At 65.1% G+C, this 14,236-nt stretch carries 14 protein-coding genes; 11 read left to right on the top strand and 3 right to left on the bottom strand.

Annotated features, from left to right (window positions below; genetic code table 11):
- Nucleotides 1–3: 3 nt before the first annotated feature.
- The 7 genes from AC2TC0_RS04045 to AC2TC0_RS04015 all read left to right on the top strand — a co-directional run bounded on the left by AC2TC0_RS04045 (nucleotide 4) and on the right by AC2TC0_RS04015 (nucleotide 7,097).
- On the top strand, nucleotides 4–1,011 hold the full coding sequence (locus tag AC2TC0_RS04045; RefSeq protein WP_484716195.1) for a M48 family metallopeptidase: 1,008 nt from the start codon (nucleotides 4–6) through the stop codon (nucleotides 1,009–1,011).
- Nucleotides 1,012–1,064: 53 nt separating this feature from the next.
- Nucleotides 1,065–1,598, top strand: coding sequence for a peptide-methionine (S)-S-oxide reductase MsrA (msrA, locus tag AC2TC0_RS04040; protein ID WP_484716194.1), 534 nt, complete (start codon nucleotides 1,065–1,067; stop codon nucleotides 1,596–1,598).
- Nucleotides 1,599–1,680: 82 nt separating this feature from the next.
- Nucleotides 1,681–2,544: a UTP--glucose-1-phosphate uridylyltransferase GalU gene (galU, locus tag AC2TC0_RS04035; protein WP_484716193.1), complete on the top strand. Its 864-nt coding sequence runs from the start codon at nucleotides 1,681–1,683 to the stop codon at nucleotides 2,542–2,544.
- Between the two features lie 103 nt (nucleotides 2,545–2,647).
- Nucleotides 2,648–4,393 carry a methyl-accepting chemotaxis protein gene (locus tag AC2TC0_RS04030; RefSeq protein WP_484716477.1) on the top strand — a complete coding sequence of 582 codons (1,746 nt, stop codon included), beginning with the start codon at nucleotides 2,648–2,650 and terminating at the stop codon, nucleotides 4,391–4,393.
- Nucleotides 4,394–4,487: 94 nt separating this feature from the next.
- The gene (locus AC2TC0_RS04025; RefSeq protein ID WP_484716192.1) at nucleotides 4,488–4,796 is read left to right on the top strand and encodes a hypothetical protein; all 309 of its coding nucleotides are present in this window, start codon (nucleotides 4,488–4,490) and stop codon (nucleotides 4,794–4,796) included.
- Nucleotides 4,797–4,953: 157 nt separating this feature from the next.
- A complete protein-coding gene (locus tag AC2TC0_RS04020) occupies nucleotides 4,954–6,297 on the top strand; it encodes a TldD/PmbA family protein (protein ID WP_484716191.1) in 1,344 nt (447 codons plus the stop codon).
- Nucleotides 6,298–6,299: 2 nt separating this feature from the next.
- A complete protein-coding gene (locus AC2TC0_RS04015) occupies nucleotides 6,300–7,097 on the top strand; it encodes a 3'(2'),5'-bisphosphate nucleotidase CysQ (protein ID WP_484716190.1) in 798 nt (265 codons plus the stop codon).
- Nucleotides 7,098–7,175: 78 nt separating this feature from the next.
- On the opposite strand, the gene AC2TC0_RS04010 is transcribed toward AC2TC0_RS04015, so the two are convergent.
- The gene (locus tag AC2TC0_RS04010) at nucleotides 7,176–7,697 is read right to left on the bottom strand and encodes a TetR/AcrR family transcriptional regulator (protein WP_484716189.1); all 522 of its coding nucleotides are present in this window, start codon (nucleotides 7,695–7,697) and stop codon (nucleotides 7,176–7,178) included.
- Nucleotides 7,698–7,910: 213 nt separating this feature from the next.
- Between AC2TC0_RS04010 and rpsM the strand changes: the two genes are divergently transcribed.
- From rpsM to rplQ, 4 genes are all read left to right on the top strand, one after another.
- The gene (gene rpsM, locus AC2TC0_RS04005; protein ID WP_484716188.1) at nucleotides 7,911–8,279 is read left to right on the top strand and encodes a 30S ribosomal protein S13; all 369 of its coding nucleotides are present in this window, start codon (nucleotides 7,911–7,913) and stop codon (nucleotides 8,277–8,279) included.
- A gap of 69 nt (nucleotides 8,280–8,348) precedes the next feature.
- Nucleotides 8,349–8,738, top strand: a complete 390-nt coding sequence (rpsK, locus tag AC2TC0_RS04000; RefSeq protein ID WP_484716187.1) for a 30S ribosomal protein S11 — start codon at nucleotides 8,349–8,351, stop codon at nucleotides 8,736–8,738.
- A gap of 103 nt (nucleotides 8,739–8,841) precedes the next feature.
- Nucleotides 8,842–9,900: a DNA-directed RNA polymerase subunit alpha gene (locus tag AC2TC0_RS03995; RefSeq protein ID WP_484716186.1), complete on the top strand. Its 1,059-nt coding sequence runs from the start codon at nucleotides 8,842–8,844 to the stop codon at nucleotides 9,898–9,900.
- 153 nt (nucleotides 9,901–10,053) lie between these two features.
- Nucleotides 10,054–10,470, top strand: coding sequence for a 50S ribosomal protein L17 (gene rplQ / locus AC2TC0_RS03990; protein WP_484716185.1), 417 nt, complete (start codon nucleotides 10,054–10,056; stop codon nucleotides 10,468–10,470).
- A gap of 60 nt (nucleotides 10,471–10,530) precedes the next feature.
- On the opposite strand, the gene AC2TC0_RS03985 is transcribed toward rplQ, so the two are convergent.
- Nucleotides 10,531–11,265, bottom strand: a complete 735-nt coding sequence (locus AC2TC0_RS03985) for a sulfite exporter TauE/SafE family protein (RefSeq protein WP_484716184.1) — start codon at nucleotides 11,263–11,265, stop codon at nucleotides 10,531–10,533.
- A 131-nt stretch (nucleotides 11,266–11,396) separates the two neighbouring features.
- Nucleotides 11,397–14,132 (bottom strand): preprotein translocase subunit SecA, encoded by a 2,736-nt coding sequence (secA, locus tag AC2TC0_RS03980; RefSeq protein WP_484716183.1) that lies wholly within the window; start codon nucleotides 14,130–14,132, stop codon nucleotides 11,397–11,399.
- Between the last annotated feature and the right edge of the window lie 104 nt (nucleotides 14,133–14,236).

Below are 14,236 nucleotides of genomic sequence, written 5' to 3'. Positions count from 1 at the left end.
CTGATGTCCATATTTGCCGGGCTGATGATGGTGGTGGCGAGCCCCGTGGCTGGCGCAGCCGCCGCAGCGGCGCCGGCATCGAACAACGACCGGCGCATCGCCGCCGCGCTTACGGAGATTATTGCCATGGAGGCGCGCGTGGCCCCGCTGGCGGCGCGACTGGCGCGCGGCGCGGCGGGTTGGTGTCCGCACACCATGCCCACCCCGGGCTGGTTGCTGGGCGACCGGCGGCTCTATTCCGACCGCGTCTGGCCGCAGGCGCGTGCGGCCTACGCTGTTGCCGACACCGACGCGCTGTTCATCGCCGCTCTCGACCCCGAGGGCGCGGCCGCCCACGCGGGCCTGCGCGTTGGCGATAGCATCACCGGGATTGACGGGATGGCGGCGACCGCAATCGACGACAGCCCGCACGGGCGGATGGCGTGGGCGCAGGCCATGCTGGCGGATTTGCCGGCCGCCACGCCGCTGGAGGTGCATATCGCGCGCCTGCCCCGCCCAGTGCGGCTGGCGCCCGCACCCGGCTGTAGCAGCGAGTTTCGCGTCGAGGCCGATGATGCGGTCAAGGCGCAGGCCGATGGCACCGTCGTTTATATTCCCGGCGGCATGGTGCGCTTTGCCGCCAATGATGAAGAGCTGGCGACGGTGATCGCGCACGAGCTGGCCCACAATATCCTGCGGCACCGCGCGCGGCTCGACGCCGCCGGGATTGATCGCGGGCTGGGCCAGCAATTCGGGCGCAGCGCGCGGCTGACGCGGCTGACCGAGATCGAGGCCGACCGGCTGTCGGTGTGGCTGCTTGCCGATGCGGGGTTCGCGCCGGGGACCGCCGCGCGCTTCTGGCAAAGCTATGGCAAGCGGCGCGGCGGCGGGATTTTTGCTGCCCCGACGCATCCCAAATGGCGCGAGCGCGTGCGCATTGTGGCCGAGGAAGAAGCGGCGATGCAGCGGCTGCGCGCCGCCAATCCTGTAACCGCACCGCCGCTGGTCGCGAACCCCACACCATTGGAATGATGCACCGCGACCCTATATCGCAGCGGTTGCAGCGCAAAACATAGGAGCCAAGCATGACCGACGCCGTCGCTACCTTCGCCGGGGGCTGTTTCTGGTGCACCGAAGCGGTGTTCCAAAGCCTTGCCGGGGTGAAATCGGTCGAAAGCGGCTATATCGGCGGCAGCGTGGCCAATCCGACCTATGAACAGGTGTGCAGCGGCACGACGGGCCATGCCGAAGCCATCCGCATCACCTTTGACCCCGCCGTCATCGGCTATGCCGACTTGCTCGACGTGTTCTTTGCAACGCACGACCCGACCCAGCTCAACCGCCAGGGCAATGACATTGGGACCCAGTATCGCAGCGCGATTTTTCCGCACGACGACGACCAACGTGCTGCCGCGCATGCCGCGATTGCCCGCGCCGCCGGGGACTGGCCTGCGCCCATCGTGACGACCATCGAGGCACTGGCCACCTGGTATCCGGCCGAGGATTATCATCAGCAATATTGGAACGGCGCAGGCCAGCGCAACGGCTATTGCCTGGCGGTGATCCCTCCCAAGCTGGCCAAGCTGCGCAAGGGCTTTGCCGAGCGGCTACGACCTTAAGGCATGTGACAAAGTCGAAGTTGAATTTCCGGCGCGCTTGACCCAGTGGGGGATTGACCATCCCCTTCCGGAGTAAGCTGCCTTGAAGCCCATTCGCAAAGCCGTTTTTCCTGTCGCCGGGCTCGGTACCCGTTTCCTGCCCGCAACCAAGGCCATTCCTAAAGAAATGCTGCCGATCGTGGACCGGCCGCTGATCCAATATGCCGTCGACGAGGCGCGCGAGGCGGGCATCGAGCAGATGGTCTTCGTCACCGGGCGCGGCAAAACCGCGCTGGTCGAGCATTTCGACATCGCCTTTGAGCTCGAGGCCACCATGGCCGAGCGCGCCAAGGATATGTCGGCGCTTGATGCCACGCGCTTTCTGCCTGGCAACCTGATTACCGTGCGGCAGCAGGTGCCCTTGGGGCTGGGCCATGCCATCTGGTGTGCCCGCGCGATCGTGGGCGATGAACCCTTTGCGATTTTCCTGCCCGACGAATTCATGTTCGGCACACCCGGCTGCATGAAGCAGATGGTCGATGCGTATAACGAAGTCGGCGGCAACATTATCTCGGTGCTCGAAGTGCCGCGCGAGCAGGTTTCGAGCTATGGCGTGATCGCGCCGGGGGCCAGCCGCGGCGCGCTGACCGAGGTGCACGGCCTGGTGGAAAAGCCCAAGCAAGAGGACGCGCCCTCCAATCTGATTATTTCGGGCCGCTATATCCTGCAGCCCGAAGTGATGCGCGTGCTGGAAGGTCAGGAAAAGGGCGCAGGCGGCGAAATCCAATTGACCGACGCGATGGCGCAGATGATCGGCAGCCAGCCGTTCCACGCCGTCACATTTGCCGGCCGGCGCTTCGATTGCGGGTCCAAGACCGGCTATATCGAGGCCAATCTGGCCGTCGCGCTCAGCCGACCCGACATGGCCGACGACATACGGCGGATTGCACGCGGATTGCTCGACTAGGCAAAATTACAGAAGAATGACAGAAAACCGGGCTTTATCCCTAACTCGGCGTTAACCAGGGCAGCGTAGGGACGGTGGGGTTGTTCCCCCGCCAGAGGTGAAAATGTCGCGCCTGCCCACCATGCCCAGCATCGCGCTGCCAGCGACTCTTCGTAAACTGCGGCTCGGCGGGCGCTTCCTGCTCGGCGTGGCGCTCGTGATCTTGTTGTCGCTCGCCTTCAGTTTCGCCAACTGGATGACCTATCGCGAGACGATCGCGCAGACCGCCGTGCTGGAAAATGTCGCGCTCGCCATTGCCGAACATCAGCGCGCCGACCGCCTGCATCTGGCGATTCAGGTCGATGTTTTGGCGTCGCGGCTTGCAACCGACCCTGCGGTGCTGGCGAAAGCGGGCGACAATCTGCGCCGGGACTATCGCCAGCTGCGGCAGACGCAGGATGCGATCCGCAAGATTCCGCTCGACGATGACGTGCGCGCCCGCTTCGAAGTGCTGACGGGCGAGTGGACCGATTATATGACAGCCGCCGAACAGGCGTATGCCGCGCGCGCCGCCGACAGCCCGCGCGCCGACGCGCTGGCCGAACGCTTTGACAGCGCAGCATCATCGGTGCTGGCGGTAATGAACCAGGCGAATGACGATTTCGCCATTGTCTATAGCGACCAGTTGCAGCGTGTTCGCAGCACCGCGCAGCGCGCCGAGTTGCTGTTCGCGCTGCAGCCGCTGGCGTTGCTGCTGATCCTGGCGCTGGGCGCGTGGGTGATGCGGCAAGCGGTGATCAAACCGGTGTCGGTCATGGGCGACACCCTGATCGCCCTGTCGCGCGGCGAGGACAGCGTGACCTTGCCCGCCACCGACCGTACCGACGAAGTTGGCGATCTGGCGCGCGGCATTGCCGCCTTTCGCGCCCGCGCTGACGAAGTGTCGGCGGCGCTGGCCGCGCAGCGGGCGGCCGAAACCAAAGCGGTGCAGGCGGGCGAGCGGGCGATGCGCGAAAATGACCGGCGCGAGGCGCTGGTACGGCTGGCCGTATCGCTGGAGACCCGTGTGCAAACCGCGGCGCAGGCGGTTGCCGGAACAGCGGGGCGGGTGCGCGAGGCCGCGGTCGCGGTCGAGGCGGCAACCAAAGCCAGCCGCAACGACATCTCCCGCGCCAGCGCCACGGGCCAACAGGTGATCGGCAGCGTCGATGAAGTCGCCGTCGCCACCCAGCAACTGGCGACCAGCGCGCAAAGCATCGCCGGGCTGATGACCGCGTCGGTGACCCAGATTGAGACCGCCGCCAAACTGGGCGAACGCGCCACCGCGCAGACCAGCGAGCTTAACCGGATCGCCGCGGGAATCGACACGATTTCGAGCTTTATCAGCGATATCGCGCGGCAGACCAATTTGCTGGCGCTCAACGCCGCAATCGAGGCAGCGCGCGCGGGCGCCGCAGGACGCGGCTTTGCGGTGGTCGCCGACGAAGTGAAGGCGCTGGCAACACAGGCAGGCAGCGCCGCCGGTTCGATTGCAACCCAGATTTCGACGGTGCGCCAATTGGCGGGCGATGTCGCGGCGGCCTTTGCCCAAGTGAACGCTGCGGTCGGCGGCTTGCAGCAAGCATCGCTGGCGGTGGCAAGCTCGGTCGAGGAACAGGAACTGGCAACGTTGGCCATCGACAGCAGTGTCCAGCGTGTTGCCCATGGCACGCGCGGGCTGGGCAGCACGATGACCAGTTTGAACAGCATCGCCGGTAAGGTCGATGACGAGGCGCGCGGGCTGGTCGCCACCGCGCAGGATCTCGACCGGCTGTCCCAGAGCCTGGCCGAAGACGTCAGCCGCGCCATTGCCGATGTGCGTGCCGCCTAGGGTCGGGACCTAGGGTCCGGGCCTAGGGTCAGGACCCTAGAGCCTGCCCGCAATCAGTCATGGCACATTCACGCCAAACGGCTAGATAGGCTGTATGCGCACCGCAATCATCATCGCCCCGCTGTTCGTCCTGACGCTGTCGGGCTGCGTCAGCACCGTGGCTTCGGTCGTTACAGCACCGGTCAAGGCCGTGGCGCAGGCGGCCGACTGGGCAACCACCAGCCAGGATGAAGCCGACCGCGATCGTGGCCGCGCGCTGCGCGAGCGCGAAGAACGTGTCGGCAAGCTGGCCCGCCAACGCGACAAGGCCGCCGAACAATGCGCCGACGGGGATCAGCAAAAATGCGCCCGCGTGGAAGTGCTGGAGCATGAAATCGAAGCCGAGATGGCGCGGCCGATCTGACCCTGGTGTTGCTTCACCGTAGCCCTGAGCTTGTCGAAGGGCGTGGCGCGGACTGGCCCTGCCGGTTTGCCGCTGCGCCACCGGCTTCGACAAGCTGAGCACTAAGGTTTGATTTCGGCCCCTTCCCTAGCGTCGTCCACACCGCTAGGGCCAGCCGATGCTGACTGTATCCGAAGCGCTCGACCGCGCCGACCATATCATCACCGCTGCGCGCAAGGCCGGGGCCGACGCCGCCGACGCGCTCTATTATTGCGACGCCGCGACATCGGTATCGATGCGGCTGGGCAAACTTGAAGATGTCGAAAGCTCGGTCAGCCAGGACATTGCCCTGCGCGTCTTCATCGGCCAGCGCAGCGCCAGCGTGTCAAGCGCCGACATGGACGCCGCCGCGCTGACCGCGCTGGTCGAACGCTGCGTCGCCATGGCACGTGAGGCCCCCGAAGATGAATTTGCCGGACTGGCCCCCGCCGACCGGCTGATGACCGAGCCTGGCGCGGATCTGGACCTTGACGATGGCAGCGAGCCCGACCCGCAGGCGCTGCGAAGCGCCGCACTCGCCGCCGAGGATGCTGCCCGCAGCGTCGCGGGCGTGACCAACAGCGAGGGCGGCAGCGCCGGGCACAGCCGCGTGCGCTTTGCGCTCGCCACCAGCCACGGCTTTGCCGGCGGATATGGAATGAGCGCACACAGCCTGTCGGCCAGCGTCATCGCGGGCGAGGGCAGCGGCATGCAGCGCGATTATGGCTGGCACAGCGCCCGTCACCGTGGCGAGTTGGAGGCACCCGAAGTCATCGGGCGACGCGCCGGGGATCGCGCGGTCGCGCGGTTGAATCCTGGCAAGGCGCCGACCGGCAAGCTGCCCGTCCTTTTCGACCCGCGCGTCGGCGGATCGCTTGTTGGCCATTTGATCGGGGCCATCGGCGGGCCGGCCATTGCCAGGCGGACCAGCTTTCTGCTCGAAAAACTGGACGACGTCCTGTTCGACAGCGCCGTTGTGATTCGCGACGAACCGCACCGCCCGCGCGGACTGCGCAGCCGCACCTTTGATGGCGAAGGGTTGCCCACCGCAGCGCGCGATATTGTTGCGGGCGGGCGCGTTACCGGCTGGCTGATCGACAGCGCATCGGGGCGTCAGCTCGGCCTGCCCCCCACCGGCCACGCCAGCCGCGGTGGCGGCGCGTCGGGTGTCGCCGTGTCGAACGTGCACCTCGCCGCTGGCAGCATCACCCCCACCGCGCTGATGGCCGATGTGGCGACCGGCATTTATGTCACCGAACTGATCGGGCAGGGCGTCAACCCGGTCACCGGCGATTACAGCCGGGGCGCATCGGGCTTTGCCATTCGCGGCGGCGTGCTGGCCGAGCCGATTGCCGAATTCACCATCGCGGGCAATTTGATCGACATGTTTGGCGCGTTGATTGCCGCCGATGACCTTGAGTATCGCTATGCCACCAATGTCCCCACGCTGCGCATTGATGGCATGACCGTTGCCAGCAGCTGACGTTGAGCCAGGTCAATCTGGAGGCGGTAGTCGCGGCAACGCGCGAGGTGGGCGACATGGCGCTGGCGCGCTGGCGCGGCGAGGGCAAGGGCGTCACTGTGTGGCACAAGAGCCCCGACAATCCGGTAAGCGACGTTGATCTGGCCGTCGATGCGCGGTTGAAAGCGGTGCTGGGCGCGATCGCCCCCGACGCGGGCTGGTTGTCGGAGGAAACGGCCGACGACCCCGCGCGCCTCGCCTGCCGCGCCATGTGGTGCGTTGACCCCATCGACGGCACGCGCGACTTTGTCCGCGGGCGGACGGGCTGGGCGGTATCGGTGGCGCTGGTCGTCGATGGTGCGCCCCAGCTGGGGGTGCTGTACGCACCGGCGCGCGACGAATTGTGGATCGCCCGGGCGGGGCGCGGCGCGACGCGCAACGGGCTGGACCTGGCCGCCAGCCAGCGCCCGGTCTTTCCTGGCGCGCGCGTTCCCGCCGACGCGCTGCCGCGCATCGACAGCGATCTGGTGATCGTTGCCAAACCGAACAGCATTGCCCTGCGCATGGCGATGGTCGCCGCCGACGAAGCCGATCTGGTGGCCACATTGCGCTGGGGCTATGAATGGGATGTTGCCGCCGCGGCGCTGATCGCAGCCGAGGCCGGGGCGCGGGTCAGCGATGCTTTTGGCGCACCGCTTGTTTTCAACACCCCGCGCGCGCAGGCCTTTGGCGTGGTGGTGTCCAGCGCCGCGATCCATGGCGCGGTGATCGACAGGCTGGCCGCGCGCGCCGCCGAAATCGCCCCGCGCACGCGAAGCTGAGGTCCCTGGCTCGCGTTCCACCAGCGTGGAATCGGCACCGGCCCGCACCGGATGGGTCAGCGCGGCCGAAGCGGGCGCCTATTTCCGCGCGATCGCGACCAGATCGCCCAGCCCCAGCGCGGTAAGCAGCACGCTGCCTTCGGTTTCCACCAACATCATGGCCGCGATGGCCGCGCGTTCGTCAACGGGCACGTCCAGATGCCGCGCCAGCCAATCCGCCAGCGTGCGCCCGATCCGCGCGCCAACCTCGCGGATCGCGGCGTCGCCTTGCGCCGCGCGCGATGCCATTTCCAGCCACAGCCGCATGAACGGCCACACGGCAGGGTCACCCAGCATCGGATCAAGCTGCGCCCGCAGCGCCTCCGGCGCCAGCGGCGTTGGCGGCGCGGCGGCATCGAGCAACGCCACCATCCGCACCGCCACCCGGTCCAGCGCCGCAGCAATGACGGCATCCTTGTCGGTGAAATAATAGATCAACATGCGGTCGCTGGTGCCCGCCGCCTTGGCCAGCGGGCGCAGGCTGGAGGCGGCGAGGCCATGTTCCAGCACATGGTCCGCCAGCCGGTCGATCAGCAGATCATGGCGGTGCGGCGTGTTCATGCACCCCTGTTGCACAAAAAAGACGCGGGCGAAATCCCCAGCGCCGCGCTTGACTTTGCGCCCGACTCACCGTAGTTAGCGCTCCATTCCGATAGTCAGAGCGGACAGCGGAGCGCACCGATGCGCCTCGTGGTCCGTTTTTTGCGTTGGAAACAGACGCTTTGAGATGGGGCCGTGTGCCAACGCGCCCTGTGGAGCAGGAGAAATTTGACCATGGCACGTATTGCGGGTGTAAACCTGCCCACCAACAAGCGCGTGATTATCGCGCTCACCTATATCCACGGCATTGGTCGCAAGACCGCGGTGGACATCGCCGACAAGCTGGGCATTGCCCATGACCGCCGCGTGCAGGACCTGTCGGACGCCGAAGTCCTGCAGATCCGCGAGACGATCGACGCCGACCAGACGGTCGAGGGCGATCTGCGTCGCCAGACGGCGATGAACATCAAGCGGCTGATGGACCTCGCTTGCTATCGCGGGCTGCGCCATCGCAAGGGCCTGCCGGTCCGCGGCCAGCGCACGCACACCAATGCGCGCACCCGCAAGGGCAAGGCCAAGCCGATCGCTGGCAAGAAGAAGTAATCGCTTTTTGTCCCCCCGTGCGGTCGGCCAGCCCGATCGCCAGCGCTTTTCGGATATAGGAACAAGAAAATGGCTCGCGAACCCCAGCGCCTGCGTCGGCGCGAACGCAAAAACATCTCTTCGGGCGTGGCGCATGTCAACGCCACCTTCAACAACACCATGGTGACCATCACCGATGCGCAGGGCAATGCGATTGCCTGGTCAAGCGCGGGCATGATGGGCTTCAAGGGCAGCCGCAAATCGACCCCCTATGCCGCACAGGTGTGCGCCGAAGATGCGGGCAAAAAGGCCGCCGAACATGGTGTCCGCACGCTCGAGGTCGAAGTCAAAGGCCCCGGTGCGGGCCGCGAATCGGCGCTGCGTGCGCTGCAGGCGGTCGGTTTCCACATCACGTCGATCCGCGACGTGACGGCGATCCCGCACAATGGCGTCCGCCCGGCCAAGCGCCGCCGCGTCTGACCGTGCCTCCCGGCCCGGCGCAACCGCGCCGGACCGCTTTTACATTCCGCCGGACAGGCTGGCCAAGCGCGCCGACCCGTCCCGCCAAAGCAAAGGGAAATCCATGACTGTCAATATCCGGAACTGGCAGGAATTGAAGAAGCCCAGCAACCTGGAAATCAAGGCTGGTGCCGACAGCAAGCGCAAGGCGACTTTTGTTGCCGAGCCGCTCGAGCGCGGCTTTGGCCTGACGCTGGGCAACGCGCTGCGCCGCGTTTTGCTCTCCTCGCTCCAGGGCGCGGCGATCACCTCGATCAAGATCGAAAATGTGCTGCACGAATTCTCGAGCCTCGCGGGTGTGCGCGAAGATGTCACCGACATCGTGCTCAACGTGAAGCAGATCGCGCTCAAGATGGAAGGCGAAGGCCCCAAGCGGCTGCAGCTGTCGGCCACTGGCCCGGCTACGGTCAAGGCGGGTGACATCATGGTCGCGGGTGACATCAAGGTGATGAACCCTGACCTGGTCATTTGCCACCTGGACCAGGGCGCGACGCTCAACATGGAACTGGTTGCCGACACCGGCAAGGGCTATGTCCCCGCGACCGCCAACCGGCCGGCCGACGCGCCGATCGGCCTGATCCCGGTCGACTCGCTCTATTCGCCGGTGCGTCAGGTCGCCTACAAGGTCGATAATGCCCGCATTGGGCAGGAGCTTGACTATGACAAGCTTAACCTGACGGTCGAAACCGACGGCACGATCAGCCCTGAAGATGCCGTCGCTTACGCTGCGCGCATCCTGCAGGACCAGCTGCAGGTGTTCGTCCACTTCGAAGACGCGATCAGCGATTCGGGTATGATCGGCATCGCCGTTCCCAGCGCCGCGACCGAGGAATCGGACGTCAACCAGCTCAACCGCTTCCTCCTCAAAAAGGTCGACGAGCTGGAATTGTCGGTGCGCTCGGCCAACTGCCTCAAGAACGACAATATCATCTACATTGGCGATCTGGTGCAAAAGACCGAAGCCGAAATGCTCCGCACGCCGAACTTTGGCCGCAAATCGTTGAACGAAATCAAGGAAGTGCTGTCGTCGATGGGCCTGCGCCTGGGCATGGACATCCCCGGCTGGCCGCCCGAGAATATCGAAGAAATGGCCAAGAAGCTGGAGCAGGAATTGCTTGGTTAAGTCTGGACTGTTCCCCGGCGCAAGCCGGGGCCCAGCTCCGACGTTGCTTGGACCCCGGCTTTCGCCGGGGAGCATAGGGTAGGTGGCCCCACCTCAAGCGGGCCTGGCTTGGGGTACCTGAAACGGCCCCTCTGACAAACGAAGGAAGTTATCATGCGTCACAAATCTGGCGGCCGGAAACTGCAGCGCACCGGCGCACATCGCATCGCGATGTTCCGCAACATGTCGGCCTCGCTCATCAAGCATGAGCAGATCACCACCACCTTGGCCAAGGCCAAGGAACTGCGTCCTTACGTCGAAAAGCTGGTCACGCTGGCCAAGCGCGGCGGGCTCGCTAATCGCCGCCTGGCGATGAGCCGGTTGATGGACGAAACCCAGCTGACCAAGCTGTTCGATGTCCTCGCCCCGCGCTACGCCGACCGCGCCGGTGGCTACACGCGCATCGTCAAAGCCGGCATCCGCGCGTCGGACGCCGCGCCGATGGCGATCATCGAATTCGTCGACCGCGACGTCGATGCCAAGGGCCAGGATTCGGGCCCGGTGATGACCGAGGAATTTGAAGAGGCGTAAGCTGTTCGCCTCGGGAAGTTGAAGAAGGGGGTCGGAAGCATTGCTTCCGGCCCCTTTTGCTTACCACCCCGTCAGCAGCCGCACCGCCACAAACCCGACCAGCAGCGCCGTCAGCCGCCGCAGCAGCGCGGGGTTGGCGAGGCGGATGGCGATGTGCGTGCCGATCGCGCCGCCGACCAGCACCGCGACCAGCAGCGGCCAGTGCGCCGCGACGGTCGCGGCCAGCGCGCTGCCCTGACCCTTGATGAGCTGCCCGGCGAGGCCGAACAGGCTGTTGACGAGGATGAACAGGCTGGCGGTCGCCGCCACTTGTTTCGCCTCGGCCCAGCGGATGAGGTGGAGGATGGGGGCGAGGAAAATGCCGCCGCCGATCCCGACCACGCCCGCCAGCAGCCCCAAGGCACCCGCCACCGGGTAGAGCACCGCGCGCGGCAGGCTTCGCGGCTGCACGCTTCGCGGCTGGGCGAACAACAGGAGCGCCGATACCAGCAGCGAGCCCCCGAGCAGATATACCAGCACGCCTTCCTTCACCGGCGTGAGCCCGCCAAGGAATGCCAATGGCGCAGCAATGCCGACCAAGGGCAGCGCTTTGCCCCACGGCAACTCCCCCGCACGCGCAAAGCGCAGCGTCCCGCCGCTGACCACGATGATATTGCACGCCAGGCTGATCGCCGGAACCAGCGCCAGCGGCGTCCCGAACAGGATCAAAAGCGCGGTATAGGTCGACCCGCCGCCAAAGCCGACGCTGGCGTAGAGCGCGGCGGTGAGGGCGAAAAGCGGGGCGAGGATGGTCATAGTCTCTCCGGCTCCCACCCGTTCGTCATCCCGGGCTTGATCCGGGATAACATGCCACCGCCCACTTGCTATCCCGGATCGAGTCCGGGATGACGATGGGGATGGTTACAAAGCCTCCCCGCATCGGCGGATCAAATCGCCCCGTGGCAGTGTTTATACTTGCGCCCCGACCCGCACGGGCACGGCGCGTTGCGGCTGATGTCCATATTGGCAAAGGCGTTGTCGCCTTCGGGTAGCGGCGGACGGATGCTTTGCAGCGGCGGCAGCGTCGCGGCGATGGCGCCGAACGAGCCGCCATCAATGTCGGCGCTATTATCTTCGCCCGTGAACGGGTCGATGTGCGTCGTCAGAAAATCGGGCAAGTCGGGCAGCGGCATCGCCTCGGGCGTCTCGATGCGCAGTTGCAGCGTCGCCACCGTGCGCGTCACATCCTCGCGGATGCGCGTCAGCATGCGTTCGAACAGCGCGAACGCCTCTTGCTTATATTCGTTGATCGGCTGTTTCTGGGCATAGGCACGCAGGAAGATCGCCTGGCGCAGCGCGTCGAGCGTCGCCAGATGTTCTTTCCAATGATGGTCGAGCGTGCGCAGCAGCACCGATTTTTCGATGTTGCGCCAGGTTGCGGCATCGACCGCGGTCTTCTTGTCCTCGACCGCCTGATCGGCCAGCGCCTGAATCCGCTCGGCAAAAATCTCTGGCTCGACCGCATCCTCGGTCACCCATTCCTCGACGGGCACCAGCTGGTCGAGCACGTCGGCGACGCGGTCCTTCAGCCCCTGCACATCCCATTGTTCGGGATAGCTGCCCGGCGGGCAGGCATCGCCCACCAGCGCGTTGACCGTTTCGGCGCGCATGTCGGCGAGCACATCGTCGACCGCCTCGCTGTCCATGATTTCTTCGCGTTGCTCGTAAATCACCTTGCGCTGGTCGTTCATGACGTTGTCATATTCGACCACCTGCTTGCGGATGTCATAGTTGCGCGCTTCGACCTTTTTCTGAGCGGTTTCGATGGCTTTGGAGAGCCATTTCGACCCGATCGCCTCGCCGTCCTCGAGGTTTTTGTTCATGATCTTGGCAAAGGCGGTGTCGGGGCCGAAAATACGCATCAGATCGTCGTCGAGGCAGAGGTAGAATTTGCTGCGCCCGGGGTCACCCTGGCGCCCCGAACGGCCGCGCAGCTGGTTGTCGATGCGACGGCTTTCGTGGCGCTCGGTCGCCAGCACGAACAGCCCGCCGGCGCTCTTCACGCGCTCGCGCTCTTCGGCCACCTCGGCGCGGATCTTCGCCACGGCGGCGTCGCGCTCGGGCCCTTCGGCCATGCCAGCGAGCTCATCGTCGATGCGGAATTCTTCATTGCCGCCAAGTTTAATGTCGGTGCCGCGCCCGGCCATGTTGGTGGCGATGGTTACCGCGCCCGACCGGCCAGCCTGCGCGACGATGCGCGCTTCCCTTTCATGGAAGCGCGCGTTCAGCACTTCGTGCTTCACCCCTTCCTTTTCGAGGTAGGAGGAGAGCAGCTCGGACTTTTCGATCGACACGGTGCCGACCAGCACCGGCTGTCCCGCTTCGCTCGCCTCGCGGATGGTGCGCGCAATGGCGGCAAATTTGTCGGTGATATTCTTGTAAAACTCATCCTCTTCATCGCGCCGCGTAATCGGCCGGTTGGTGGGGATGGACACGACATTCATCTTGTAAATGTCGAAAAATTCGGGCGCCTCGGTCGCCGCCGTCCCGGTCATGCCCGAAAGCTTGGGATACATGCGGAAATAATTCTGGAATGTAATGCTGGCGAGCGTCTGGTTCTCGGGCTCGATGGCCACGCCTTCCTTGGCCTCGACCGCCTGGTGCAGCCCGTCCGACCAGCGCCGCCCGTCCATCATGCGCCCGGTGAATTCGTCGATGATGATCACCTTGTCATCCTTGACGATATAATCGGTGTCGCGGCGGAACATCATGTTCGCTTTCAGCGACTGGTTGACATGGTGCACGACCTGCGTGTTTTCGATGTCATAGAGGTTGCTGCCCTCGAGCAATCCGGCAGCTTCGAGCAGCCGTTCGACATGCTCGGTGCCTTCCTCGGTCAGCGAGACACTCTTGGACTTTTCGTCCTTTTCATAATCGCCCTCGACCAGTTGCAGCACAACCTCGTTGACGCGGACATAGAGTTCGGATTTGTCGTCAGTGGGGCCGGAAATGATGAGCGGGGTGCGCGCTTCGTCGATCAGGATCGAATCCACCTCGTCGACGATGCCGTAATTGAACGGGCGGTGGACCATGTCGGTGCGCGTATATTTCATATTGTCGCGCAGATAATCGAAGCCCAGTTCATTGTTGGTGGCATAGGTGATGTCGCAGCCATAAGCCTCGCGCCGCTGCACTTCGTTGAGGTTGGGGACGATGACCCCCGTGGTCAGACCCAGAAAGCCATAAACCTGCCCCATCCATTCGGCGTCGCGGCGGGCGAGATAGTCGTTGACCGTGACGACATGGACGCCCTTGCCCTCCAGCGCGTTCAGATAGGCGGGCAAAGTCGCCACCAGCGTCTTGCCCTCGCCCGTCGCCATTTCGGCAATCTCGCCGCGATGCAGCACAATGCCGCCGATCATCTGCACATCGAAATGGCGCAGGCCGAGCGTGCGCACGGCCGTCTCGCGCACGGTGGCAAAGGCTTCGGGCAATATGTCGTCAAGGCTGGCGCCGCCGGCGAGCCGTTCGCGGAAAATCGCCGTCTGGCCGCGCAATTCGTCGTCGGACATGGCGGAAATGGTGGGTTCGAAGGCGTTAATCTTGTCGACGACCTTACGGATTGTGGCGACATAGCGGTCGTTCGACGAGCCGAAGATGGATTTGACGATGGCGTTGAGCATGGGGATTCACCTGAAAATCGAAATGGGGAATTTGGCCGCGACTGGCCGCCAACAACGGGGACGCGCGGCACGAAAAGGGAGGCAGGCACGCCGCTGGGGCGTGC

This window comes from Sphingopyxis sp. sgz302558, from assembly GCF_057220455.1.
The sequence above is the reverse complement of the archived record's forward strand: the minus strand, read 5'-3'. Positions and strand labels throughout refer to the sequence as shown.

What these genes read in the sequence shown, in the direction of transcription:
- AC2TC0_RS04045 (WP_484716195.1), top strand. Translation starts at nt 4, where the DNA reads ATGTCCATATTTGCCGGGCTGATGATGGTGGTGGCGAGCCCCGTGGCT.
- msrA (WP_484716194.1), top strand. Translation starts at nt 1,065, where the DNA reads ATGACCGACGCCGTCGCTACCTTCGCCGGGGGCTGTTTCTGGTGCACC.
- AC2TC0_RS04030 (WP_484716477.1), top strand. Translation starts at nt 2,648, where the DNA reads ATGTCGCGCCTGCCCACCATGCCCAGCATCGCGCTGCCAGCGACTCTT.
- AC2TC0_RS04025 (WP_484716192.1), top strand. Translation starts at nt 4,488, where the DNA reads ATGCGCACCGCAATCATCATCGCCCCGCTGTTCGTCCTGACGCTGTCG.
- AC2TC0_RS04020 (WP_484716191.1), top strand. Translation starts at nt 4,954, where the DNA reads ATGCTGACTGTATCCGAAGCGCTCGACCGCGCCGACCATATCATCACC.
- AC2TC0_RS04010 (WP_484716189.1), bottom strand. Translation starts at nt 7,697, where the DNA reads ATGAACACGCCGCACCGCCATGATCTGCTGATCGACCGGCTGGCGGAC.
- rpsM (WP_484716188.1), top strand. Translation starts at nt 7,911, where the DNA reads ATGGCACGTATTGCGGGTGTAAACCTGCCCACCAACAAGCGCGTGATT.
- rpsK (WP_484716187.1), top strand. Translation starts at nt 8,349, where the DNA reads ATGGCTCGCGAACCCCAGCGCCTGCGTCGGCGCGAACGCAAAAACATC.
- AC2TC0_RS03995 (WP_484716186.1), top strand. Translation starts at nt 8,842, where the DNA reads ATGACTGTCAATATCCGGAACTGGCAGGAATTGAAGAAGCCCAGCAAC.
- rplQ (WP_484716185.1), top strand. Translation starts at nt 10,054, where the DNA reads ATGCGTCACAAATCTGGCGGCCGGAAACTGCAGCGCACCGGCGCACAT.
- AC2TC0_RS03985 (WP_484716184.1), bottom strand. Translation starts at nt 11,265, where the DNA reads ATGACCATCCTCGCCCCGCTTTTCGCCCTCACCGCCGCGCTCTACGCC.
- secA (WP_484716183.1), bottom strand. Translation starts at nt 14,132, where the DNA reads ATGCTCAACGCCATCGTCAAATCCATCTTCGGCTCGTCGAACGACCGC.